This is a genomic window from Hallella faecis (assembly GCF_018789675.1).
Classification (GTDB): domain Bacteria; phylum Bacteroidota; class Bacteroidia; order Bacteroidales; family Bacteroidaceae; genus Prevotella; species Prevotella faecis.
On record NZ_JAHKBE010000012.1, the window covers coordinates 16,657 to 40,629 of the forward strand.

The 23,973-nt window shown below is 56.4% G+C and carries 15 protein-coding genes and 1 tRNA gene; 4 read left to right on the forward strand and 12 right to left on the reverse strand.

The genetic code is table 11. The annotated features are described in order from the left end of the window. Window positions 1–256 precede the first annotated feature (256 nt). Complete coding sequence (locus tag KM934_RS04610; RefSeq protein ID WP_215759451.1) at window positions 257–1,600, reverse strand: MATE family efflux transporter; 1,344 nt, start codon at window positions 1,598–1,600, stop codon at window positions 257–259. A 215-nt stretch (window positions 1,601–1,815) separates the two neighbouring features. Here KM934_RS04610 and KM934_RS04615 point away from each other — a divergent pair. Continuing rightward, window positions 1,816–1,889, forward strand: a tRNA-Asn gene (locus tag KM934_RS04615). Between the two features lie 419 nt (window positions 1,890–2,308). Here the strand turns inward: KM934_RS04615 and KM934_RS04620 are convergent. The 7 genes from KM934_RS04620 to asnB form a co-directional block, all read right to left on the reverse strand. Then, complete coding sequence (locus KM934_RS04620; RefSeq protein ID WP_215759452.1) at window positions 2,309–3,166, reverse strand: hypothetical protein; 858 nt, start codon at window positions 3,164–3,166, stop codon at window positions 2,309–2,311. A gap of 14 nt (window positions 3,167–3,180) precedes the next feature. Beyond that, window positions 3,181–3,630 carry a DUF6108 family protein gene (locus KM934_RS04625; protein WP_215759453.1) on the reverse strand — a complete coding sequence of 150 codons (450 nt, stop codon included), beginning with the start codon at window positions 3,628–3,630 and terminating at the stop codon, window positions 3,181–3,183. Between the two features lie 14 nt (window positions 3,631–3,644). After that, window positions 3,645–4,082: a hypothetical protein gene (locus KM934_RS04630; RefSeq protein WP_215759454.1), complete on the reverse strand. Its 438-nt coding sequence runs from the start codon at window positions 4,080–4,082 to the stop codon at window positions 3,645–3,647. Continuing rightward, complete coding sequence (locus KM934_RS04635) at window positions 4,079–4,570, reverse strand: RNA polymerase sigma factor (protein WP_215759455.1); 492 nt, start codon at window positions 4,568–4,570, stop codon at window positions 4,079–4,081. The genes KM934_RS04630 and KM934_RS04635 overlap by 4 nt, the downstream gene beginning before the upstream one ends. 161 nt (window positions 4,571–4,731) lie before the next feature. Beyond that, window positions 4,732–5,061 (reverse strand): heavy-metal-associated domain-containing protein, encoded by a 330-nt coding sequence (locus KM934_RS04640; protein WP_215759456.1) that lies wholly within the window; start codon window positions 5,059–5,061, stop codon window positions 4,732–4,734. Then, window positions 5,058–7,106, reverse strand: a complete 2,049-nt coding sequence (locus KM934_RS04645; RefSeq protein ID WP_252344895.1) for a TonB-dependent receptor plug domain-containing protein — start codon at window positions 7,104–7,106, stop codon at window positions 5,058–5,060. Before KM934_RS04645 ends, KM934_RS04640 begins: the two co-directional genes overlap by 4 nt. Before the next feature lie 336 nt (window positions 7,107–7,442). Then, window positions 7,443–9,146 (reverse strand): asparagine synthase B, encoded by a 1,704-nt coding sequence (asnB, locus tag KM934_RS04650; protein ID WP_215759457.1) that lies wholly within the window; start codon window positions 9,144–9,146, stop codon window positions 7,443–7,445. Between the two features lie 326 nt (window positions 9,147–9,472). Between asnB and dapF the strand changes: the two genes are divergently transcribed. The 3 genes from dapF (at window position 9,473) to KM934_RS04665 (ending at window position 13,988) form a co-directional block, all read left to right on the forward strand. Beyond that, complete coding sequence (dapF, locus tag KM934_RS04655) at window positions 9,473–10,321, forward strand: diaminopimelate epimerase (RefSeq protein ID WP_215759458.1); 849 nt, start codon at window positions 9,473–9,475, stop codon at window positions 10,319–10,321. Between the two features lie 208 nt (window positions 10,322–10,529). Next, entirely contained in the window at window positions 10,530–11,762 is a 1,233-nt protein-coding gene (locus KM934_RS04660; protein ID WP_215759459.1) for an LL-diaminopimelate aminotransferase, read from the forward strand. 39 nt (window positions 11,763–11,801) lie between these two features. Continuing rightward, window positions 11,802–13,988: a glutamine synthetase III family protein gene (locus KM934_RS04665; RefSeq protein ID WP_215759460.1), complete on the forward strand. Its 2,187-nt coding sequence runs from the start codon at window positions 11,802–11,804 to the stop codon at window positions 13,986–13,988. A gap of 129 nt (window positions 13,989–14,117) precedes the next feature. Here the strand turns inward: KM934_RS04665 and KM934_RS04670 are convergent, their stop codons facing one another. The 4 genes from KM934_RS04670 to gltB all read right to left on the reverse strand — a co-directional run bounded on the left by KM934_RS04670 (window position 14,118) and on the right by gltB (window position 23,707). Continuing rightward, complete coding sequence (locus tag KM934_RS04670; RefSeq protein WP_215759461.1) at window positions 14,118–15,539, reverse strand: carboxylesterase family protein; 1,422 nt, start codon at window positions 15,537–15,539, stop codon at window positions 14,118–14,120. 643 nt (window positions 15,540–16,182) lie between these two features. Beyond that, window positions 16,183–17,346 (reverse strand): sensor histidine kinase, encoded by a 1,164-nt coding sequence (locus KM934_RS04675; protein WP_215759462.1) that lies wholly within the window; start codon window positions 17,344–17,346, stop codon window positions 16,183–16,185. Window positions 17,347–17,519: 173 nt separating this feature from the next. Beyond that, a complete protein-coding gene (locus KM934_RS04680; RefSeq protein ID WP_215759463.1) occupies window positions 17,520–18,935 on the reverse strand; it encodes a glutamate synthase subunit beta in 1,416 nt (471 codons plus the stop codon). 134 nt (window positions 18,936–19,069) lie between these two features. After that, window positions 19,070–23,707: a glutamate synthase large subunit gene (gene gltB / locus KM934_RS04685; protein WP_215759464.1), complete on the reverse strand. Its 4,638-nt coding sequence runs from the start codon at window positions 23,705–23,707 to the stop codon at window positions 19,070–19,072. Between the last annotated feature and the right edge of the window lie 266 nt (window positions 23,708–23,973).

Sequence of the window (23,973 nt, forward strand, 5' to 3'; positions counted from 1 at the left end):
ATACATGGTCTTTCGCGTCACCGTTTGGCATGTTTGGCAACTCGATACATGGCTAACGGCAAACGCGCCGGGCGGTTTCGGCGACAAAATGGGGAAAAAACGGCGGGCCGGCACTCTGGTTCACGCAAAATCACGACACAACTTTTTGGCCAAATAACCCAACAAGTGGCGTTGCCATAAGGTAAAAAAGGAAGCACCCGCCTTACGGGCCGTTTGTACCGTAGGGCGGGTGCGGGTAAGATGGAAGGCCGTTGGCCTATGCGCGTGGTGTGGGTTGGCGCTGGGTCATTTGCCTGAACCGCCACCACATCATGATGCCCGCCGAGGTAAGGCCGAAGGGGAACGCCATCCAGACGCCCACCAAGCCAAACTTGAGCACAAAGCCACACAGGTAGCCCACGGGCAGCGAGATGATGAAAAAGGCGATGAACGCAATGATCATGAGGGGTTTCACGTCGGCTATGCCACGCAGGGCGTTGGCGTAATTGATCTGCAAGCCGTCGCCAAACTGATAGATGAAGAACGGCAACATGAGCGTGAGCACCGTGGCCGACACCTCGGGCGAGTCGGTGAACCAACCGCCGATATGGTTGCGCAGCAAGAAGATGATGCCGCTCAGCACCAGCTCAAGCGCCACCATGACGTGCAAGCCCGCCGTCACCGTGTGGAGCATGTTCTTGTGGTCGCGCTGGCCGTTGAAGTAGCTCGTGCGCACAGCCACGGCGGTCCCCAGTCCGTAATACACCATGAAGGTAAACTGCGATATGGTGCTCATCACCTGATGGGAGGCCAGGGCGATGGTGCCGAGCCATCCCACCATGATGATCGACAGCGAGAACGAAGCCGTCTCCATACCCATCTCAAGGGCGATGGGTGTGCCGAGCGTGAACATGCGGCGTATCAATTGGCGTGGCCAGCCAAGGCTCCAGAAACCCTCGCGGTAGGGGCGCATGCTCTTGCGCATGAAGAACACGGCGAGAAACAGGCCCACCATGACCACGCGCGAGAGCAGGGTGGCCACACCGGCGCCCAGCACGCCCATCTCGGGCAGCCCGGCCTTACCATATATAAGGAGGTAGTTGCCCACAATGTTGATGAGGTTGCCCGAGAGCAGGATCCACATCGACGTGCGCGTCTCGGTGATGCTGTCGGTAAACTGCTTGAAGGCGTTGAACAACATCACAAAGGGCAGCGAGGCCAACAGCACGAGGTAGTAGGGGCGCATGTAGGGCATCAGCTCCTCGGGCTGGCCTATGTTGCCCAGGTTGAAGAAGAGCACCACCAGCGCAACCATCATCAGCAGGCCCGCCAGGGTGTTGGCCAGGAGCGCACAGCGCAGCGCATTGCCCGCCTGCGGCAGTTCGCCTCGTCCGAAGAGGCCGCCCACAATGGGCGTGAGGCCGTAGGAGAAGCCCGTGGCGGTGATGATGACGAGGTTCATGATGTTGTTGACAAACGAGGCCGCTCCCAGCTCCGTGGTGCTGTGGTGCCCCACCATCATGGTGTCGGCAAAGCCCAGGATGATCATTCCCAACTGCCCAATCATGATGGGCAGACCCAGGGAGAGAAGCGATCGGTAATGGTATGGATAAAATTTCATGTTCTTGTTTGGAATGAATGTGTGGCGTAACGGTGCCCGATTTCAAGGGTGCAAAATTAGTGCTTTTTATCCATATATACCCCCTAAAAGGCCCTCTAAGGGGGGAAAAACAAGAAAAAACCACTTTTTTGATAAAAAATCTCTCGAAATATTTGGTGGTTTCACAGAAAGTCACTACCTTTGCAACCGCAATTCAGAAATGAATTACTTATCAAGCTTCAGTAGCTCAGTTGGTTAGAGCACCTGACTGTTAATCAGGGGGTCGTTGGTTCAAGCCCATCCTGGAGCGCATCTAAAGGAGTTAAAGTTCAAAACTTTAGCTCCTTTAATTTTTTTTGTCACCTGCCGTTTATCCCAAATAGCTCATTAGATTCCAGTGCTTGTTTGTGCTTGCCAACCCTTTCGTCGACACAAAAAAATCCCTGCCAAGTCCTTGGTTTGGCGCCGATGGGGGCGCCGAGGAGGTGGCAGGGAAGAGAGAATGTGGAGAAATGGTGTGTTTGTGGTGGGTTAACCCCAAATCGGTCATTAGATTTCAATTCTTGTTAGTGTTTGTTTCGAGCAGGTTGCGACAGTCGCGTAGAAGGCATAGCGGGCTATGTCGAAACGCGAATGGAAGCAAGATGCCGAAAGAAACGCTGACAAGAGTTGGAAAGAATCAATAACAACCTACAATTTTACCTATTTCGGTCTAATGACCGATTGGGGTTAAATCATGAATCCCAACGACACGCTTTGGAACTTGGGCGCATACTCGGTGTCGAGGATGTTGCAAGGGTTGTACTTCACGTAGAAGTTGACAACGGGCGTGGTGATGGTTCCCATGAGGTCGATGGTGACCGGGTTGTGGTGAAGGTCCTTGTACTTGTCCTTGTGTTTCTCACCGTCGAGGCGATAGCGCGTCTTGACAGACGAGTGGCTGGTGCAGTTGATGACCGGACCCAGCGAGAAGCCCCAGTCTTTTTTCGAGTAGCTGTACATGATGGGGAAGATGAGGCTGAAGGTCTTCACGCGCGAGAATTTGGGGTCGGCGCCCTCGGGCAGTGGCACCACCGATACCGTTCCGTCGTTGGCCTTCACAAACTGGTTGCGGTTGGTCATGCGCCAGTTGCTCCATTCCACACCACAGCCGAAGGAGAAACGGTTGCCGTCGCGCCAAGGGTGTATGCCCCAGTCTACGTACATGCCGATGTTGGCGCCGCCCCAAAGGTTGGTCTTCACCACATCGTTGTTGCCTGTGGCGCCGTTGAAACCGAGGAACATGTGGAACTCAGAGTCGTACAATGGGCGGCGTGCGCGCTTCTTGCTAAACTTGTTGCCAAACCCGAAACTGAAGAGGTCGCCCGTGACAGACGTGCTCTCGTAGTTGCCGTCGGTGTTGCGAAGTGTGGTCTGGTAGTGGTAGTCGGGCTGTCGGTCGGTGCCGTCGACCTCCACTTGGAGCAGTGAGTCGTTGCTCACAACGGTTACCTTATGGGCGTTGTATACCGTTACGGTGTCTTCGGGTTCTGCGGCTTGTGCAATCGAGGCGGTCAGCAGGGCTGCCATGAGAATCATTGTTTTCATTTTTATGTTGCGTTTTAATTGTTTATTCTCTTCTTGAGTTCGGCGATGTTCTTCACCGTTCCCTCCATGTAGATGACGATGGTGTTGTACTGGTTGTTGCTCTCCTTGGAGCAAACGAAGCTAATGAAGCGGTTGGTGGTGCCTTTGGGCTTGAGCATGAGGGTGATCGACGTGTGCTTTTCCGACCGTTTCGTGGATGAGCCAAGCCTGTTGTTGGCCATGTCGTTCTCCACGATGGCGATACACTGGTCGCGCTCCCATCGCGTGGCCACGAAGCGCGCGCTGCGATAGTAGGTGAGGCCATACTTGCTGAGCGACCGTCCCTTCACCCTGGTAAGCACCATGCGCTCCTTGGGAACAACCCTGCCGTCGAATATTTGGTTCACCTTCAGGTTGGCCGATTGGGCGTGGCCCAGGGTCACCGACAGGGTTAGCAATAGCGATATGACGAATTTGAGTTTCATGATATATGGTATTTTTAGTATTGTCCGAATGCGTCTTTCAGTTCAGCCCCTACATTGGGTGCGGCGCTTTTGGCGTCGCCGAGGGTGCGTTCCACCTCGTTCATCACCGTCTCGCGGTCGGTCTGGCGCACGCCGTAGGCCACAATCTCATAGTCGCTGGTGTTGCGCTGGCTGAACCATAGCGTGGCGATGATGCCCGCCGTGGCCACGAGGGCGGCGGCTGCGGCGATGCGACGCCAACGGCGGCGGGGCTTGAGCGTGGCCACCTGGGCCTTGGGCGTGGGCTCGCAACCTTGCAACTGGCACATGTCGAGAAACATCTGCCGCACAGGCATGAGCTCGGGGCCGACGTTGGGCGACGTGAAATAGTCGTACAACTGTTGCTCCTCGCTGAGCGTGGTGGCACCCTCGAAGAACTTATCGATCAGCTGTGTTGCTTTAGTCTCATTCATATTGCTTTTTCTTGATAGCGTTTCACATATTCGTTTCTTACGGCCATGCGCGCCCGGCTGAGCGCTTTGCGGGCCGTGGCCTCGTTCATGCCCAGTGTGTGGGCTATGTAGGCCATGTCGCGCCCTTCGATGTGGCGCATGCGCAGCACCGTTTGTTGCACCAAGGGCAGCTCCGTAACGATGTCCATCATGCGGTCGACGGCCTCGTGGCGCTCGGCGGTTCCGTCGGCCTCGTCGACCTGGGGGAGCTGCGCCACGTCCTCGGTGTGGGGCGTGCGGCGAACGAAGTCGAGGCAGAGGTTGCGGGTTACAATCCTCGCCAACGCAGCCATGGGGGAGCGCAGGTCGCCGTGCATGTCCCACAGGCGCACCAGGCAGTCTTGCACAATGTCCTCGGCCACGTCGGCGCGGCGGACATATTGCATGGCTTCGCTTACCAGGCTCTGGCGCAGGTGGGCTGCTTCGTTTTGGAATTCTTCGGGCGTCATTTCTTTCTTTTGTTCGCTTATAATACGCAAAGGTAGGTGGATTGTGACATGAAAACAAGCACTTTTTTTTCATTTTTCTTTTTCCAACGACAAAAGGGCGGAATGTTCCGTTGAAGGATATTCCGCCCTTTTGTCGTGTGTGAAGTGCTTATGTGCTTGACTTACATGTTGCTGCAACTCTGGGTGTTGTCGCGCTTCACCTTCTCGTTGGCCTTCACCTGGCGAGCCTCGTAGCCAAACTTCTTGAATGCTTTCTGCAACTTCTCGGCTGAGGTCTTGTCGGCGTCATACTTCACCGTGACCTTCTGCTGCTCCACGCTGGTGTCGATGCGCTTCACGCCCTTCTCGTAGCGGAGGTTGCCCTTGATCTTCTTCTCGCAGCTGGCGCAGTGCATTTGTGGCTGGGTGGTGAAGATGACGGTCTTGATGTCTTTTGCTTGTGCTGCCACACCCATCAGGGTGATGGCCAGCGTCATGATAACTTTTCTCATAATCTGTGTCCTATGTTAATTCTTATGCCTATATATCCAGTGATGCCCGTGATGGGAGCGTAGACCAGTGTGGGCTCGAAGGTGTGGGCCCAGGGGTTGTCGGCGCCAATGATGGGCTGTTTCTGCTTGTGGTTGGTGAGGTTCTCGCCGCCTATGTAGAGCGAGAAATGGCGGAAGTGGCGCGTCACCTGGGCGGTCAGGTTCTCGTAGGCCCTGAAGTGGGTGCCCCACGAGGGCGTGCCGTCGCTGGTGGTGTAGGGGCGGGGCAGGCGGCCGCCGCCGTTGAGGGCGAAGGTGGCGTCCAGTTGCCAGAGTTCCAACGGGTCGTGGTAGGAGGCGCTCACCAGGGCCTTGTAGCGGCTCTGCAGCGGTTTCCACAGGCGTTGGCCGCCATACGTCGACTTCACGAGGTTGTAGCGGTAGGCCGCTGTAACGTCCAACCCTTGGGCCACGGGGTAGGAGGCGTCCACTTGGATGGTGTGCGAATAGCTGCGCCCATTGAGGTTGGTGAGGTGCAACGTGTGGGGATCGCTGTCGTAGTCGATAACGAGTTGGCGGGTGAAGTGGGTGTAGTAATATTCCGCATTGATCTTCAGGGTGTTGCCGGCCACGGGCACATAGAGCGCAATGGTGGTGCCATAGTTCCATGCGGCTTCCTGCTGAGGCTCGTCCACGACTATCTGCCGACCGCTTGCCAACAGGTAGTTGTTCTCTGCAAGAGGGTGGGGCGAGCGGTAACCCTTGCCGGCGCTCAGCCGAAGGGTGAGAACGTTGTTGACTTGCCATTTCAGGTGGAAACGCGGTGTGAGAAACGTGCCGTACACATTGCTGTGGTCCACACGCAGGCCGGCCATGGCGATGAGGCGGTTGTGGTGGTTGAAGGTGTACTGGGCGTAACCGCCGGGGGTGGTCTCGCTCACGATTAAGCGGGCGGGCGCGTCGCCGAGGTTGTAGTCTTGGTGAAGATAGTCGTAGTTCAGGCTCAGTCCGGCCGACAGGTTATGGTCGGATCCGATGCCTGTCTCGTACATCAGTTGGGCGTTGGCGTTCTTCTCGTTAACGTTGTAGGTCCGTAGACCGTAGTCCGCATCTTGCTGGTGCATCGACATGCGCCCCATGAGCGCAAGGTTGCCGCCGTGGGCCGCGTCGGTGATGAAGGCGTGCTTCATGTAGGCGCCATAGTGGTTGTTCTCCACGCCGATGTGGTACAGCCCCATGTCCTCCATGGCTTGTGCGTGGCCTTCCACCTGACCGCTCGACCGTTTCTCGTGGATCATTTCCACGCCGCCGTGGAACAGGTAGCGGCCCGCCTTGGCGTACCAACGGTTTTGCAGGTTGTATTGTCGCACGTTGGGCTCATCCTGGAAACCGTCGCCATTGCCGTCGTGGTGGCTCCAGTTGTTCTCGAAATGGCCCAGCAGTTCGGTGCTGAGGTTCTTGTTTCCTCGGATGTGGAAGTTGGCGTCGGCGTCGGTAACGAGGCGGGTCATCGTATTGCCGTAAACGCTGAGGTCGGCGCCGGTGTCTTCCTCAGGCTTTAGATACTCCACATTGATTTGCCCGGTCATGGCCTCATAGCCGTTTTTCACCGACGAGTTGCCTTTCGACACCTGTATGCTCTTCATCCAATTGCCTGGTATGTAGCTGAGCTGGTAGGGCAGGGCGGCGCCCCGGTAGGCGGGTTGCGCCTCGGTGAGGAGCTGCACGTAGGTGCCACTCAGGCCGAGGAGCTTGATCTGTTGGGCGCCTGTGGTGGCGTCGCTGTAGTTCACGTCGACGCTGGGATTGGTGACGAAGCTCTCGCCAAGGTTACAGCAAGCTGCCTTGAACAGTTCGTCGCGACCGATGTAAAGTGAGTTTTCTGCTCCCGACAGGCGGCGTGAGGTCATCATTCCTTTGCTTACGACGACCTCGTGGAGCTGTGTGGCGTGCCCAAGGGTGTCGGCAGGCGTGGCATGGTTGGTGTTGGGCGCTTGCGCCATGGCGTAGGCGGGAACCAGCATGCAGATGGCGGCAGTGTGTAATTTGCGGATGTTGTGTGTCATGTTGTCATGATGTTTGGGGTGGCGTGGGGCGCGAAAGGCCGTTACGCCACTCATGGCTTATTTGTGTTTGCGGTTGCAAATTTACAATGCAAAAGCGTCTTTCGTGTTACAATATTTTGGAAATGATTTATGTATGCGCCACCTATGTTGGTTCCTGCTGTCATGCGAAGGCTCTCTTGTTGCCACCTATGTTGGTCCCTGCTGTCATGCGAAGGCACCCTTGCTACCATGAATGGCCGCTAAGGGTGCCTTGCGTTGTTTGACGAGTGAGCCTATGGTGACTGACCGACTCGTCTGGTTTTTGGGTAAAAGGCAATTGGTTGTATTGTTGTTGGATTAGTAAGCTTGCTCGTGCACGCCCTTCACGGCGCGACCGCTGGGGTCGTTCAGGTTTTTGAACGAGGCGTCCCAAGCCAAGGCTTCGGCTGTGGAGCACGCTACGCTTGGCACGCTTGGCACTGAACGGGCGGCTGAGTCGCTCGGGAAATGCTCAGCGAAGATGGAGCGATAGCAGTATTCCTCCTTGTTGCGGGGTGGGTTGATGGGGAACCGTTCGGCGGCGTGCGCCATCTGCTCGTCGCTCACACTGCTCGCGGCGATCTGCTTCAGCGTGTCGATCCACGAGTAGCCCACTCCGTCGGAGAATTGCTCTTTTTGTCGCCATGCCACCTCTTCGGGCAACAGGTCGGCAAACGCGTCGCGCACAATCTTCTTCTCAATGGTGTGGCCGGGGCACAACTTGTACTCGGGGTTGAGGCTCATCGCCACGTCGAGAAACTCGCGGTCGAGGAACGGAACGCGCCCTTCCACGCCCCATGCCGACAAGCTCTTGTTGGCGCGAAGGCAGTCGTAGAGGTGGAGCTTGGAGAGCTTGCGCAACGTCTCCTTATGAAACTCGGTGGCGTTGGGCGCGCGGTGGAAATAAAGGTATCCGCCGAAGATCTCGTCGGCGCCCTCTCCCGAGAGCACCATCTTGATGCCCATCGACTTGATGACGCGCGCCAGCAGGTACATGGGGGTAGAGGCGCGCACTGTGGTGACGTCGTAGGTCTCGATGAAATAGATGACATCGCGGATGGCGTCGAGACCTTCCTGGATGGTATAGTTGATCTCGTGGTGCACGGTTCCAATGTGATCGGCTACCAAACGGGCCTTGGCCAAGTCGGGAGCGCCTTTCAGGCCCACGGCAAACGAGTGGAGGCGTGGCCAGTAAGCGGCCGTCTCTCCATCGTTCTCAATGCGTTTGGCCGAGTATTTCTCGGCGATGGCTGAGATGACGCTCGAGTCGAGACCGCCCGAAAGCAGCACGCCGTAGGGCACATCGCTCATCAACTGGCGCTTCACGGCGTCCATGAGGCCCTTGCGCACGGCTCGCACGCTATCGTTGTAGCTCAGTTCCGACACGGGCTTTCCTTCAAATTCCACATCCTTGAAACCTTGTGCGCCGCCTTCGCCAGTGAAGCTGTAGTAGGGCTTCATGCCAGGGTCCTTGCTCCAATAGTAATGCCCAGGCAGGAAAGGCTCGTAGCGATCGCACTGTCCTTCGAGGGCTTTCAACTCAGAAGCCACATAGACCGTGCCGTCGTTGTCGTAGCCTATATAAAGTGGGATGACGCCTATCGGGTCGCGGGCGATGAGGAACGAGTCGTCGTTGCGGTCGTAAAACGCGAAGGCAAAGATGCCCGAGAGGCGGTTTAAGCCATCCACGATGTCGCCCTTACGCATCAAGGGCAGGATCACCTCGCAGTCGGAACCGGTCTGAAACTGGTAATCGGCAAACTCAGCGCGCAGCGCTTGGTGGTTGTAAATCTCGCCATTGACGGCCAATACCTGCTTTTTGTCGGGCGAGAACAACGGTTGACGTCCCGACTCGGGGTCCACAATGCTCAGGCGTTCGTGGCAAAGGATGGCCGATCCGCCCGTGTAGATGCCGCTCCAGTCAGGTCCGCGGTGCCTGATTTTCTGGCTCATTCGCAATGCTTTCTGTCTCAAACCAGGGGTCTGCTCCTGGATATTGAATATTCCTACTATTCCGCACATGGTTGTTAAAGTTGTGAGTTAATACGCAATATTGCTTTCTTTTTGTTATATTGTAGGCGCAAAAGTACGACGTTTTGTCAATATTATATTAACAATAGCTACTATTTGAAAGTTTGATTTTGTGTTTTTCGCCAAAGTGTAAGCATTTGGAGATTGTAGCCTTACAGATTGCTTGCAAAGCAACGGCTGATGCTTTCAAATTCGTATTTTAACTAAAATAAAAGGTAGAAAACTGTGTTTGCGTAACGAATATCCTAACTTTTTGTTTTACCTTTGCAACGTATTTCAGACAAAAGGTTGATTGAAACGTTATAATTTGACGCAAAATGACACAGTTAGTTCACTTCACAAAGATGCATGGCGCGGGTAACGACTATATTTACGTTGACACCTCTTTATATGATGTGCCCAATCCCGCAGCCCAATCCATAGCTTGGAGCCGTCCCCATACGGGCATCGGAAGTGACGGATTGGTATTGATCGGCCGACCTCACGACAACACACAAGCAGATTTTTCGATGCGCATCTTCAACGCCGACGGTTCGGAGGCGATGATGTGCGGCAACGCCAGTCGCTGCATAGGCAAGTACTTATACGAGAAGGGCGTGTTTCATAAGCCTGTCATCAGGCTGCAAACACTCTCGGGAGTTAAGGTCTTGCAACTGCACCTCACGGCTGACGACAAGGTGGAGAGTGTTACAGTCGACATGCTGGAGCCGCGGTTCGAGCAGTCCGAGCAGTACACTGGAGCTGAAATCAAACTGCCGGCCGACTTCGACGGACATGTTGTCGCGGCCAAGTTTGTGTCGATGGGCAATCCCCACTACGTGATATTTGTGGACAGAATGGAAGGACTCGATATTGCCCGAGCCGGCAAATTGTTAGAGAGAGACGAGGCGTTCCCCGAGCGTTGCAACATTGAGTTTGCGCAGCTTGTGGGCAACGACCAGATCCGCACAAGGGTTTGGGAGCGTGGCAGCGGCATCACTCAGGCTTGTGGCACGGGCGCTTGCGCCACGGCAGCCGCCGCGGCAAGCCTCGGTTTGGCTTCGCGCCATCCCGCCGTCCTCATGGATGGTGGTACGCTCGACATCCGATGGTCGGCCAACGACGACCATATCTATATGACAGGCCCGGCCGCATTTGTCTTCGAAGGCGACATCCCAATGGGCTGATTGGCCAGAAGGCGCGGTCGGTAGAACGCTTGCCTCGCAGGAATAGCTTGCTCGCCACAATGGCGGAAGTCGCAGGTTGCAATGGCGGAAGTAGCAAGAAGTAATGGCGGAAGTCGCAGGTTGCAATGGCAGAAATCTCACGCCGTCGTGGCAAACCATCAGGACAACGACAACACAGACTTACAACAACATAAAAGGAATAGGTAATATGGCATTAATCAACGAGCATTTCTTAAAGCTACAGAAGAACTATCTCTTTGCCGACATAGCCAAGAAGGTGAATGCTTTCAAGGCTACCCACCCGAAGGCCGATGTTATCAGCCTGGGCATTGGTGATGTTACGCAGCCGCTTTGTCCCGCCGTCATTGAGGCGATGCATAAGGCTGTCGACGACATGGCGCACAAGGATACATTTCATGGCTATGGTCCCGAGCAGGGTTACCTCTGGCTTCGTGAGGCCATTGTGAAGAACGACTTCTTGCCGCGAGGCGTGCACCTCGACCCCGACGAGATCTTTGTGAACGACGGAGCTAAGAGCGACACGGGAAATATCGGTGAGTTGGTGCGGTGGGACAACTCCATGGCCGTAACCGATCCTATCTATCCAGTTTACGTAGACTCAAATGTGATGAACGGAAGGTCGGGCTATTTTGAGAACGGACATTGGAGCAACGTCACGTATATGCCCTGCACCGAGGACAACAACTTCGTCCCGGTCATTCCCGACCATCGTGTCGACATGATCTACCTGTGCTATCCCAACAATCCCACAGGCATGGTCATCACTCGCGAGGAGTTGCGCAAGTGGGTCAATTATGCCATCCACAACGATTCCATCATCTTTTACGATGCAGCCTACGAGGCTTTCATCCGCGATGAGAACATACCCCATTCGATCTACGAGATCCGTGGCGCCCGCAAGGTGGCCATCGAATTCCATAGCTATTCGAAAACAGCCGGTTTCACTGGAGTGCGTTGCGGTTACACCGTTGTGCCCAAGGAGCTCACCGCAGCCACCATGGACGGCAACCGTCTGCCGCTCAATCCCTTCTGGTTGCGCCGCCAATCCACCAAGTTCAACGGCACCAGCTACATATCGCAGCGCGCCGCAGAGGCCATCTACACACCCGAGGGTAAGCGACAAACGCAAGCAACCATCAACTATTACATGGAGAACGCCCGCATCATGCATGAGGCGTTGAGCCAGTTGGGCTTCAAGGTCTATGGTGGAACCGACGCTCCTTACCTCTGGGTGAAGACCCCTGGCAACACCCCCTCCTGGCAGTTCTTCGAGGAATTGCTCTACGGAGCGCAGATCGTTTGCACGCCGGGCGTGGGCTTCGGTCCATCGGGCGAGGGCTTTGTGCGACTCACCAGCTTTGGCGATCGTGCCAACTGCATAGAGGCCATGGAGCGAATCCGTAAGTGGATGAACAAGTAACAGAGAATAACGAACAAGCAAAAGAAATATCAAGTAAGTATGGAAAATCAAAGATTTCAGGCAGTAGCCGACGCTTCCAAGAAGAAGCCTGTGTCCGTGATGACTCCAGTAGAGAGACCATCGGAGTATTTCGCTAAGAAAGTGTTTAACCGCCAGAAGATGTATAAGTATCTTCCCGCCGATGTTTACAGCAAGCTCATCGACGTGATCGACAATGGCGCACAGCTCGATCGCAGCATCGCCGACGAGGTGGCGAAGGGCATGAAGCAGTGGGCCGACGAGAATGGCGTGACCCATTACACCCACTGGTTCCAGCCGCTGACCGAGGGAACGGCCGAGAAACACGACTCCTTTGTGGAGCACGACGGCAAGGGCGGCATGATCGAGGAATTCTCTGGCAAGTTGCTGGTGCAGCAGGAGCCCGACGCTTCGAGCTTCCCCTCAGGTGGTATCCGCTCCACTTTTGAGGCTCGCGGCTACTCGGCTTGGGACCCTACGTCGCCTGTGTTTATCATCGACGACACGCTTTGTATCCCCACCATCTTCATTTCCTACACGGGTGAGGCCCTCGACTACAAGGCTCCGTTGCTCCGTGCCCTCCACGCTGTGAACGTGGCCGCTACGGATGTGTGCCATTACTTCTATCCTGATGTGAAGAAGGTTACCTGCAACCTGGGTTGGGAGCAGGAGTATTTCCTCGTCGACGAGGATCTGTATGCCGCCCGTCCCGACCTCATCCTTACCGGTCGCACGCTGATGGGTCACGAGAGTGCCAAGAACCAGCAGATGGACGACCACTATTTCGGTACCATCCCTGAGCGTGTGGTGGCTTTCATGAAAGACCTGGAGATACAGGCCCTGGAGTTGGGCATCCCCGTTAAGACCCGCCACAACGAGGTGGCCCCCAACCAGTTTGAGTGTGCCCCGATCTTCGAGGAGACCAATCTGGCTGTCGACCATAACATGTTGCTCATGAGCCTCATGAAGCGCGTGGCCCACAAGCACGGCTTTGAGGTGCTGCTCCACGAGAAACCGTTTGATGGCATCAATGGTTCGGGAAAGCACAACAACTGGTCGCTCTCTACCGATACAGGCATCTTGCTCCATGGAACAGGCAAGACCCCCGAGGACAACCTGCGCTTCGTGGTGTTCACTGTGGAGACCCTGATGGGCGTATATCGTCATAACGGCCTGCTGAAGGCCTCTATCATGGATGCCGGCAATGCCCATCGACTGGGCGCCAACGAGGCTCCTCCCGCCATTATCTCCTCATTCCTGGGTCGCACGGTGAGCGATGTGCTGAAGCATATCATGCAGGCCGACAAGGATGCGCTTGTCATCACGGGTAAGGAAGGTGTGCAGATCGACATCCCCGAGATTCCCGACATCATGCGCGACAACACCGACCGCAACCGCACCAGTCCGTTCGCCTTCACCGGCAACCGCTTTGAGTTCCGTGCTGTGGGTTCAAGCGCCAACTGCGCCAGCGCCCAGATCGTGCTCAATACCGCTGTGGCCGAGGCACTCAACGACTTCAAGGCCCGTGTGGACAAGCTCATTGCCGAGGGCGAGGATAAGTTTGCCGCCATCCTCAGCGTGGTTCGCGACGACATCAAGACCTGCGCGCCCATCCACTTCGATGGCAACGGATATTCCGACGAGTGGGTTGAGGAGGCTGCCAAGCGCGGTCTCGACACCGAGAAGTCGGCCCCCGTCATCTTCGATCGTTATCTCGACCCCGAGACCATCAAGATGTTTGAGTCGACCGGTGTGATGAAGAAGAACGAGCTGGAGGCCCGCAACGAGGTGAAATGGGAGACCTACACCAAGAAGATCCAGATTGAGGCACGTGTGCTGGGCGACCTCTCGCTCAACCACATCATCCCTGTGGCCACCCACTACCAGTCGATGATTGCCAAGGATGTGCAGAACCTTATGGTCATCTACGGAGCCGAGAAGGGTAAGAAACTGTCGGAGCGCATCATGAACATTATCGAGCAGATTTCCGAGCGCACTGCCGTCATTGAGGAGAATGTGGAGGCAATGGTTGAGGCCCGCAAGGTAGCCAACAAGATTCAGAATGAGCGCGAGAAGGCTATTGCCTACCACGACACCGTGGAGACGTTCTTCCAGCCCATCCGTTACCAGATCGATAAGCTCGAGTTGGTAGTGGCCGATGAGCTTTGGAGCTTGCCTAAGTATCGCGAACTGTTGTTCGTGAGATAAGCCAAAAGGCAATAATTAAATATAAGACTAAAAGAAACAGACAATCTATTTCTTTTATTGGTTGTTTAAGTGATGCGGAGCGTGGTTGTGAAATCACGCTCCGCTTTTGGTTGTTGTGGTTGTTTGGGCTTAGTAGATGGCGTCGATGGCCACGGGGAAGATGCGGCAGGGATCGAAGTATTCGGCGCAACTGTTGACCATTGCCTGCAGGTTGGGCTTGGCCATGCCCTGAAACACCTGCTTGCCGTTGATGGTAAGGGTGATGGGCTCATTGAGGTTCACCAGCTCATGGTTGAGGTAAACCCTCAGTTTGCCGCCTGTGGCGGGCGTGTAGTTGCGGTTAAACTTCATCTCGATGCCCCACTGCTTGTCCTTCTGCGTGGTGACGTATTCCACGTTGCTCACGTTGATGTCGACGCGGTTGTTGTCGATGTTCATCTCGTAAAAGGTTCTTGCCTCCGACGGGCGCTCCAAAACCTGCAAGTTGTAGAAGCCTGAGCGGTGGCGTCCGTCCATCTCATAGTCCTCCCATAGCACCGTCTTGGGGTAGGGATTGCGCACAAATTGTTTGAGCCACGGAGTGGTGAGACCGTAGGGAACGTAATGTTGCATTTCAGGAAGGAGCTGTATGCGATGCCGGAAGAGCGGCTGCTTGTCTGCCGACAGCGGCCGGGCCAACTGCAAGGAATCGAACGCCACTTGCGTGTACCAGGTGAGTTGGTTGCGGTAGAACCCCCTGTCGTCGGCGCCCGTGAGGAACGAGAAACCGATGTTGGCGCAGTTTTCCACAGGCGCGTTCTTCAGTGGCTCACCGCCCGCCATAGGACCCGCTGCCGCCCAATAGTCGGCGTAGAACGACGCCAGGCGCTGACTGCCATATCCGCCCTCACTGATACCGAACACGTAGAGCCGGTTGGCGTCGACCTCACCGCTTGCCAAGGCCTGCCGAATCAGTTTTTCCCACGCATACTGCTTGGCCAGTTGCCACCAGCGATAATACTCGCCCTCGTTGGGAATCTGTGGGATGAAATAGATGGAAGGTGCGTCTTGGAACCGTTGGCCCAGTTTGATGCCATTGGCCCATTCCGTTTGCTTGGGTCCCGACCCATGCAGATAGAGGAAGAGCGGAGCCTTTGTGGTTGCCCCGTTCTCTGCCGAAGCACCCTTGCGGCCGTAGTAATAAGGCATCGTGGCGTTGGGTTCCAGGCAGGTGGGCAGGTTCCATGCGCTGTGCTTCTCCTGTTGGAGGTCGTCGGGCGCTATGAGTTTTTCCTCCTGTAGCCCCTTGTTTGCCTCACACCAAGCCGTCCAAACCATCGCTTGGTAGTTGGCCACATTGTTGCCCTCTATCGGCGTTTGCAGTTGGGTGTCGGTCGGATGGTTTCTCACGAAAGCCTCTCGGCCGTCGTTCTCGAGCGTTTTCTGTTGTGTGGTCAACGACTGTAGGAAGAAGCCTTTCACCTTTTCCTGCAATCTCTTCGATTGCGCCGTGGCGTTGGTGGCGCAGGTAAGCGACACGAGGGTCGCCACCATGCAAATCATCTTGTTCATGATCTATTTAGGTTGTTAGTGTGTTTATTCTTTGATGATGGGGTCGGCACCGGCAGCACCTGTTGCAAATAGTGCTTCGGCGTGGAGCCACAGTGCTGCTTGAAGTAGCGCGTGGTTGTCTTTGTGCAAAGGTAGTTGTTTTTTCTGTATGTTCTTTCTTTCAAGTCAAAAGAGTGTAACTTATTGAAGTTGGATTGGGATGAAAACCCTGGTTTGTTGGGTATTTTGGTAAAAAAGTTGGTTCGGGATTTTTGATGAACCAGCGTATGAAACCGCCGTTTTTTCCCCATTTCATCGTCGAAACAGCCCGTTGGTTTTGCCATCGGGCATGTTTCGAGTTGCGGAAGATGCCTAACCTTGGCTCGATCGGGCATGTTTGGCGGTGCGATCGGGCATGTTTCGCGGTGCGAAAGGCCATCTTTCGCAAGGCGTCAGGTGGAATGAGGGGTGTGAAATGTTTGTTTTTGAATGTAAGGCGCTGAATGTAAGGCAATTGCGTAAATGCGCTGAGAATGGCGTATTTCGGCCAAATATTTTCGTCGTGGAAAAGAAGTGTGTAGATTGATATGTAGATTGTTGCGAATTTACACAGGGTTTTTCATTTCCGTTCTGCCACACGTGGCGTGTGTCCCAAGGCGGAACGTTACTTTTTGAGTTCTATGCGGAATGTGGTGCCGTGGCCCACCTCGGAGCTCTTCACCCAGATGCGCCCCTTGTGGTACTCCTCCACGATGCGCTTGGCGAGGCTCAGGCCGAGTCCCCATCCACGCTTCTTGGTGGTAAATCCGGGCTTGAACACGTTGCTCAAGTCTTTCTTTCGTATGCCCTTGCCGGTGTCGCTCACCTCGATGATGGCTTTGGTGGGCGTTTCCTCTACGTGGAGCGTAATGGTGCCCGCCTCGCCTCCCATGGCGTCGACGGCGTTTTTCGAGAGGTTCTCAATGACCCACTCGAAGAGCGAGGCGTTGAGGTTCACCGTGATGTCGTGGTCGGGAAACTGCTTCACCATCTTCACCCGCTTGCTCGTGCGGCGGTCCATGTAGTCGATAACATGATCCATCACCTCGTTGAGGCTCGTGGGTACGGGCTCGGGCAGCGATCCTATCTTCGAGAAGCGGTCGGCTATGAGTTGCAGGCGCTTCACGTCCTTGTCGAGCTCGGGTATGAGGTCGTCGGCGGGATATTGCTCCTTCAGAATCTCCACCCAAGCCATAAGACTGCTGATGGGTGTGCCCAGTTGGTGTGCCGTTTCCTTGGATAGGCCCACCCACACCTTGTTTTGCTCGGCGCGCTTGGAGGTGAGCAGGGCGAAGATGGCCACCACCACGAAGAGCAGCACCACACCCAGTTGGGCGTAGGGGTAGAGGGCCAGTCGTTTCAGCACCAGCGAGTCGTCGTAGCAAACGTCGATATAGTCGTGCGTGTGCTCGTCGAGCGTGATGCGTATGTTGCGGTGTGCGGCCAGTAGGCGGTGGCCCTCCTGGGTGGCGCGTGCGAGACTGTCGGCGTAGTTGTCGGTCTGTATGTCCACGTTGCGGAAGTCGGTTACCTTGCCATGCGAGTCGATGACGATAACGGGAATGGTGTTGTTCTCGTTGAGCACGGTGAGCACCAGTCCGAGGTCGGTGTTCTCATCGGCGTTGTTGAGCGAGCGCATGGCCTCGGCCCACACCTCCATGCGCGAGCGTTCTTGTTGTTCGAGGTCGTGTGTCAGAAAATTCGACACGACGAGTGAGCCTACGGCGATCAAGATGGCCGCGACAACAAGGATGATTTTCACCTGTCGTATTCTGTCAGTCCACTGCATGTTATCTAAACGTCGGTGTGGTGCCAATTATTGTTTTGTGGCCATTGATTTCTTACTGGCGTGGTGTGGCGACAAAAAATGGGCATTCCCCTGTGTCACAACTGACCTTGGAGGAATGCCCCGAACAAGTAATGATAGGAAAATCGTTACCGTCTATTGTTATGGCCTGAATACTATTCTTTTGGGCTTAGGAAAACATCGACCTTCTTGGCTGCGTCGCGACCACTGGCCATGGCGCGCACCACGAGGCTTGCGCCACTGGCCGCGTCGCCGGCGACAAAAACATTGCTTGCTAATTGTGGTTGCTCAGGCCGCAGGAAGCCCATGGCCAGTAGCACGACCTGTGCCTTGATGACCTCGGGCTTGCCAGCCTCCACCATGATGGGACGGCCCCCCTCAGGGTTGGGCTTCCAGTCGATGGGCTGCACGCGCACCCCCGTGAGCTTGCCATCCTTGCCCAGGAACTCCAGCGAATTGATGTTCCAACGCCTCACGCAACCCTCCTCGTGCGACGAGGTGGTCTTCAGCGTGCGTGGCCAGTTGGGCCAGGGGTTCTTCGGGTCGTCGGGACCCACGGGCGGCTTGGGCATGATCTCGATCTGCGTAACGCTGCGGGCGCCCTGTCGGTGGGCCGTGCCGATGCAGTCGGAACCGGTGTCGCCACCGCCGATGACCAGCACATCCTTGTCCTTAGTGTTGACAAGCTGGTCTTTCTTGATCTCCTCGCCGGCCAGCACACGGTTTTGCTGGGCCAGCATCTCGAGGGCGAAATACACACCCTTGAGGTCGCGTCCTGGGATCTTGAGGTCGCGTGCCTGCGGTGTTCCGGTGCTCACCACAACGGCGTCGAACGCAGTGGAGAGCTCGTCGAATGTCATCACTTTGTCGGCGCTCAGCGTGGGGTCGTTCTGAATGTCGCCCACAGCCTTCTTGTCGCTCACCACATGCACGCCAAACACAAACTCGATGCCCTCCTCGCGCAGTAGGCGTAGGCGGCGGTCTATGACCTCCTTGTTGAGCTTGAAGTTGGGGATGCCGTAGCGCAGCAGGCCGCCGGCGTTCTCGCGAGCTTCGTAAACGGTTACCTTGTAGCCCATGCGGTTGAGGCGGTTAGCGGCCACCAGACCAGCGGGACCAGCGCCTACGACCGCCACTTTCTTGCCGTTGCGCTCGGGAACGACGGGGCGTATGTAGTCTTCCTCCCAGGCATGCTCGGTGATGGCGGCCTCGTCCTCGCGGTTGGTGGTGGGCTGGTGCTCGATGAGGTTGAGCACACACGCCTTCTCGCAGAGGGCCGGGCAGATGCGGCCCGTAAACTCGGGGAAGTCGTTGGTGGCGTTGAGCAACTCGTAAGCCAGTCGCCAGTCGCCTTTGTAGAGGGCGTCGTTCCACTCGGGTGGCTTGTTGCCCAACGGGCAGGCGCTGTGGCAGAAGGGCACGCCGCAGTCCATGCAGCGGCTCGCCTGCAACTGGCGGTCGTGCGAGTTGAGGGTTTGCTCCACCTCGCCATAGTCGTGTATTCTATCGTGTATGGGCCGGTAGCCGGCCTCTTTGCGGTCTATTGTAAGAAATGCTTTTGGATTTCCCATGATTCCAAATGTTGATTGTTGATGGTTGAATGTTGGGTTGTCGCCTTCGGCAATGTGGCGTGAAGCTTTGTCGCCTTCGGCTGCGTTGAATGAGGTGTGCCGCATGTGGCGTTATGGCCTTCGGCCATGTGGCCTCAATAGTCTCTCTGCATGTCGGCGATCTTCTGCTGCAGCTTGCGCACCTGCTCCTCTTGCAGCACACGCTTGTACTCGATAGGCACCACCTGGATGAAGTCCTCGATGTAGCGGTTCCAGTCGTCGAGCATGGTACGGGCCAATTTCGACCCAGTGTAGAGGTAGTGTTGGCGGATGAGTTCGTGCAGTTCCTTGCGGTAGCTGCTCTCCTCCACGAGGTTGATCTCCACCATGTCCATGTTGCAGAAGTAGTCGAAGTTGTGGTTCTTGTCCCACACGTAGGCCACGCCACCGCTCATGCCGGCTGCGAAGTTGCGGCCCGTCTCGCCGAGCACCACCACGCGTCCGCCGGTCATATACTCGCAGCAGTGGTCGCCTGCGCCTTCCACGACGGCAATGGCGCCCGAGTTGCGCACACCGAACCGCTCACCCACCTTGCCGTTGACATAGAGCTCTCCGCTGGTGGCTCCGTAGAGGCCGGTGTTTCCGGCGATTATGTTGTCCTCGGCGGCGAAGTTGGAACGGATGGGCGGCAGTATCGATACGCGACCGCCTGAGAGGCCCTTGGCGAAGTAGTCGTTGGTGTCGCCCTCGAGCTTGAAGTCGACGCCGCTGACGAGGAATGCGCCGAAGCTCTGTCCGGCCGACCCCTTGAACTTCACGTTGATTTGCGCCCTGCGGGCCTTTGCCATCCGTTCGACCACGGCGCTCACGCTCTCGCCCGTGGCGTGCATCTCACGCTCGATCTTCTCGGTGCGCTGATGCTCCATGTAGCCCGAGAGCATGGCACCCACGGCGCGGTTGGTGTTGCGTATGCTATAGTCGAGGTCGATCTCGCCACCCGTCTCAATGGTGTTGGCGGCGGCCTTGATCATCTGCTCGTCGAGCACCCCTTCGAGGTCGTGCTCCTGCGCCTTGGTGCAGTAGAACGAGGTGTCGCCATGCTCCTGGTGCAGCAGGCGGGTAAAGTCGAGAGCGTTCCACTTGCGTGTGACGGCAGCCGCCTTGGCCTTGTCGGCGGCAAGCGGTGTGGCGGCCTTGGCCTCCAACGGCTTGCGCACGATGAGCTCCGTGTGGCCGATGATGTCGTCGAGGCGACGGTAGCCCATCTGTGCCAGATACTCGCGCACCTCCTCGGCGAGGAAGGTGAAGAAGTTGACCACGTGCTGGTAGGTGCCCATGAAATGGGCGCGCAACCTCGGGTCTTGGGTGGCAACACCCATGGGACAGGTGTTTTGCGAGCACTTGCGCATCATGACACATCCCAAGGTGATGAGCGCTGCTGTGCCAAAGGCATACTCCTCGGCGCCGAGCAGGGCCGTCATGATGACGTCGCGACCGGTCTTGAGCTGGCCATCCACCTGCAGGCGAACGAGCGAACGGAGACCGTTCTTAACCAATGTCTGTTGCGTCTCGGCCAGTCCGATCTCGGGAGAGATACCGGCAAAACGCATGCTGGAGGCAGGGCTGGCGCCCGTTCCGCCCTCAGCGCCCGATATGACGATGAGGTCGGCCTTGGCCTTCACCACACCGGCGGCGATGGTTCCCACACCGCTCTCGGCCACCAACTTCACGGATATGGCTGCGCGGGGATTGACGTTCTTCAAGTCGAAGATCAGTTGCTTCAGGTCTTCGATGGAGTAGATGTCGTGGTGAGGTGGGGGCGAGATGAGCGAAATGCCTGGAATGGAGTGGCGGGTCTTGGCGATGATCTCGTTGACCTTGAAGCCTGGGAGTTGGCCGCCCTCGCCCGGCTTGGCACCTTGGGCCACCTTGATCTGTATCTCCTCGGCGTTGACGAGATACTCGGTGGTGACACCGAAGCGGCCGGAGGCCACCTGCTTGGTCTTGCTCGACAGCGAGATGCCATCGACCGAGGTATGGAAGCGCTCCTCATCCTCGCCGCCCTCGCCCGTGTTGGAGCGTGCGCCGAGCTTGTTCATGGCCAGGGCCAAGGCTTCGTGGGCCTCCTTGCTCAGGGCGCCGAACGACATGGCGCCGGTGACGAAATGCTTGACGATAGACTCTACCGGCTCCACCTCGGCCACGTCGATGGGCGTGGCGGCGCGCTTGAAGTCGAAAAAGTCGCGAATGAAGATGGGCTCTTCCTTGTCGTCGGCCATCTGGGTGTACTTCTTAAACAGAGGATAGTCGCCGCGGCGGGTGGCCAGTTGCAACGTGGCGATGGTGTCGGGGTTCCAGGCGTGGCGAATGCCGTCGCGGCGCCAATGGAACTGTCCGAGCGTGGGAAGGGGCTTCTCTATGTAGGAAGGCTTCATGCTCGCCTCCTCTTCGCGGAACGCTTCGTCGTGAAGGGCTATGGCGTCGTGGGCGATGGTCTTCAGGCCCACGCCACCGATGGAACTGTGGTCGGTGCCGAAATAGGTCTTCAGCAGCGACTCGGACAAGCCGATGGCCTCGAATATCTTAGCTCCCCGATAGCTGCGGATGGTGGATATGCCCATCTTGGCCATGATTTTGAACAGGCCCTTCTTCACGGCCTTGATGTAGTTGGCCTCGGCCGTGGGATAGTCTTCTTGTATCTTGCGCTGCTTCACGAGGTCGTCGAGGATGGCGTAGGTCATGTAGGGGCAGAGAGCCGACGCGCCATAGCCCAGGAGAAGGGCGGCGTGCATCACCTCGCGTATCTCGCCCGACTCGACGATAAGGGCCGTCTGTACGCGCTTTCCCACGGAGATGAGGTAATGGTGGACGGCGCTCACCGCCAGCAACGATGGGATGGCGACATGCGTGGTGTCGACGTCGCGGTCGGTGAGGATGATGTAGTTGTAGCCTTCGTCGACACTCTTCTCGGCGTCGTGGCAAAGGCGGTCGAGCGCGTCGCGCAAACCACTCTCACCTTGTTTGGCCTCAAAGACCATGGGCAACTTGATGGTGTTGAAACCCTTGTAGCGAATGTTGCACAGAATGTCGAGCTGGGTGTTGGTGAGGATGGGGTGGGGAAGGCGCACCATCTTGCAGTTCGACTCGTTGGGATTGAGGATTCCCGTTCCCACGCGACCGATGTACTCGGTGAGGCTCATGACGAGATTCTCGCGGATGGAGTCGATGGCGGGGTTGGTAACCTGCGCGAACTGCTGGCGGAAATAGTTGAAGAAGATCTGCGGGCGGTCGCTGAGCACGGCAAGCGGTGTGTCGTTGCCCATCGAGGCTGTGGGCTCCTGGCCCTTCACGGCCATGGGAACGATGGTGTCTTCGATGTCTTCACGACCGAAGCCAAACTCCACACATTTGCTCTGGAGGTTGTCGACGGCGTTGCTCACCTTGCGTCCGCTGCGTATCTTCTCGAGCTGGATGCGGTTGGTGTTGAGCCATTGGCGGTAAGGATGCTCGTTGGCCAATCGTTCGCGAATCTCGCCATCGTAGTAGATCTTGCCCTCCTGGGTGTCGATGAGCAGAATCTTTCCGGGTTGCAAACGACCCTTCTCGGCAATCTCCGTGGGGTCGAAGTCCATGACGCCGACCTCCGACGCCACCACCATCGTGTCGTTCTTGGTGATGGTGTAACGCGCTGGGCGCAGACCGTTGCGGTCGAGCATGCCGCCGGCGAAGCGTCCGTCGGAGAAGAGCAGCGCGGCGGGGCCATCCCAAGGCTCCATGAGGATGGAATGGTACTCATAGAAGGCCTTCAGGTCTTCGGATATGGGGTTCTTGTCGTTGAAGCTCTCGGGAATCATGATCGACATGGCATGGGGAAGCGACAAACCGCTCATGACGAAGAACTCGAACACGTTGTCGAGGCTCGCCGAGTCGCTCATGCCCGGCTGTATGATGGGTGAGATGTTGCGGATGTCGCCCAGCGTTTCGCTCGACAGCACTGACTCGCGCGCCTTCATCCATCCACGGTTGCCTCGGATGGTGTTGATCTCACCGTTGTGGGCCACCATGCGGAAGGGTTGCGCCAGACTCCACGTGGGGAATGTGTTGGTGGAGAAGCGACTGTGGACAATGGCCAGGCCACTGGTGAAGTAGTTGTTGGTGAGGTCGGGATAGTACTGCCGCAGTTGCAAGCTGGAGAGCATACCCTTGTAGATGATGCTCTTGCTCGACAGGGAGCATACGTAGAAGTCGTTGATGGGCATCTCGGGATGCTGGGCGCCCAACTGGGCCACGCGGTTCTCGATCTTCTTGCGGATGATGTATAATGTGCGCTCGAATGTCGGCACCTTGTCGTCGGTGACGCCGGTGATGAACACCTGTTTGATGTCGGGCTCGGTAGCCAGGGCAGCCTCGCCCAGACAGCCCGGGTTGGTGGGCACCGTGCGCAGGTGGGTGAGCGACAGGCCCTCGCGCTCGATCTCCTCGATCATGATTGAGAGAATGAGCTGTTGGCAGTTGGCTTCCTTCGGAAGGAACACTAAGCCGGTGCCATACTTTCCCTTCTCGGGCACCGGAATGCCTTGAAGCAAGATGAACTCGTGTGGTATTTGCAGCAAGATGCCAGCACCATCGCCCGTCTTGCCGTCGGCGCCCTCGGCACCACGGTGGCGTAGGTTCTCGAGAACCTTCAACGCGTTGTCGACGAGATCGTGGCTCTTGTTGCCGTGGATGTTCACGACCATGCCCACACCACAAGCGTCGTGCTCGTAGGCTGCATTATACAATCCTTTCCCCATAGAAATTACAATTAATCAGTAAAACAATAACTTTTCCTATCAAAGTGGTTGCAAAAATAACATTTTACTTTCGTTTTGAACACTTGCAGATGTTGCAATCTATCTAAAAAAAACAACAAAGTTAGAATCTAACATTTCTTTATTGCTTTCAAATCGTAAGATTATGTCCCATATTTTACGCCAATACTTTTAAGTTGACGTTTTGTAAAGGATTATCCCAAATCGGTCGTTAGATTTCAATTGTTGTTAGTGTTTGTTTCGAGCAG

Coding starts and splice junctions, on each gene's coding strand:
- dapF (WP_215759458.1), top strand. CDS start 9,473: ATGACACAGTTAGTTCACTTCACAAAGATGCATGGCGCGGGTAACGAC.
- KM934_RS04635 (WP_215759455.1), bottom strand. CDS start 4,570: ATGACGCCCGAAGAATTCCAAAACGAAGCAGCCCACCTGCGCCAGAGC.
- KM934_RS04660 (WP_215759459.1), top strand. CDS start 10,530: ATGGCATTAATCAACGAGCATTTCTTAAAGCTACAGAAGAACTATCTC.
- KM934_RS04625 (WP_215759453.1), bottom strand. CDS start 3,630: ATGAAACTCAAATTCGTCATATCGCTATTGCTAACCCTGTCGGTGACC.
- KM934_RS04675 (WP_215759462.1), bottom strand. CDS start 17,346: ATGCAGTGGACTGACAGAATACGACAGGTGAAAATCATCCTTGTTGTC.
- KM934_RS04610 (WP_215759451.1), bottom strand. CDS start 1,600: ATGAAATTTTATCCATACCATTACCGATCGCTTCTCTCCCTGGGTCTG.
- KM934_RS04670 (WP_215759461.1), bottom strand. CDS start 15,539: ATGAACAAGATGATTTGCATGGTGGCGACCCTCGTGTCGCTTACCTGC.
- KM934_RS04645 (WP_252344895.1), bottom strand. CDS start 7,106: ATGACACACAACATCCGCAAATTACACACTGCCGCCATCTGCATGCTG.
- KM934_RS04640 (WP_215759456.1), bottom strand. CDS start 5,061: ATGAGAAAAGTTATCATGACGCTGGCCATCACCCTGATGGGTGTGGCA.
- KM934_RS04680 (WP_215759463.1), bottom strand. CDS start 18,935: ATGGGAAATCCAAAAGCATTTCTTACAATAGACCGCAAAGAGGCCGGC.
- gltB (WP_215759464.1), bottom strand. CDS start 23,707: ATGGGGAAAGGATTGTATAATGCAGCCTACGAGCACGACGCTTGTGGT.
- KM934_RS04620 (WP_215759452.1), bottom strand. CDS start 3,166: ATGAAAACAATGATTCTCATGGCAGCCCTGCTGACCGCCTCGATTGCA.
- KM934_RS04630 (WP_215759454.1), bottom strand. CDS start 4,082: ATGAATGAGACTAAAGCAACACAGCTGATCGATAAGTTCTTCGAGGGT.
- KM934_RS04665 (WP_215759460.1), top strand. CDS start 11,802: ATGGAAAATCAAAGATTTCAGGCAGTAGCCGACGCTTCCAAGAAGAAG.
- asnB (WP_215759457.1), bottom strand. CDS start 9,146: ATGTGCGGAATAGTAGGAATATTCAATATCCAGGAGCAGACCCCTGGT.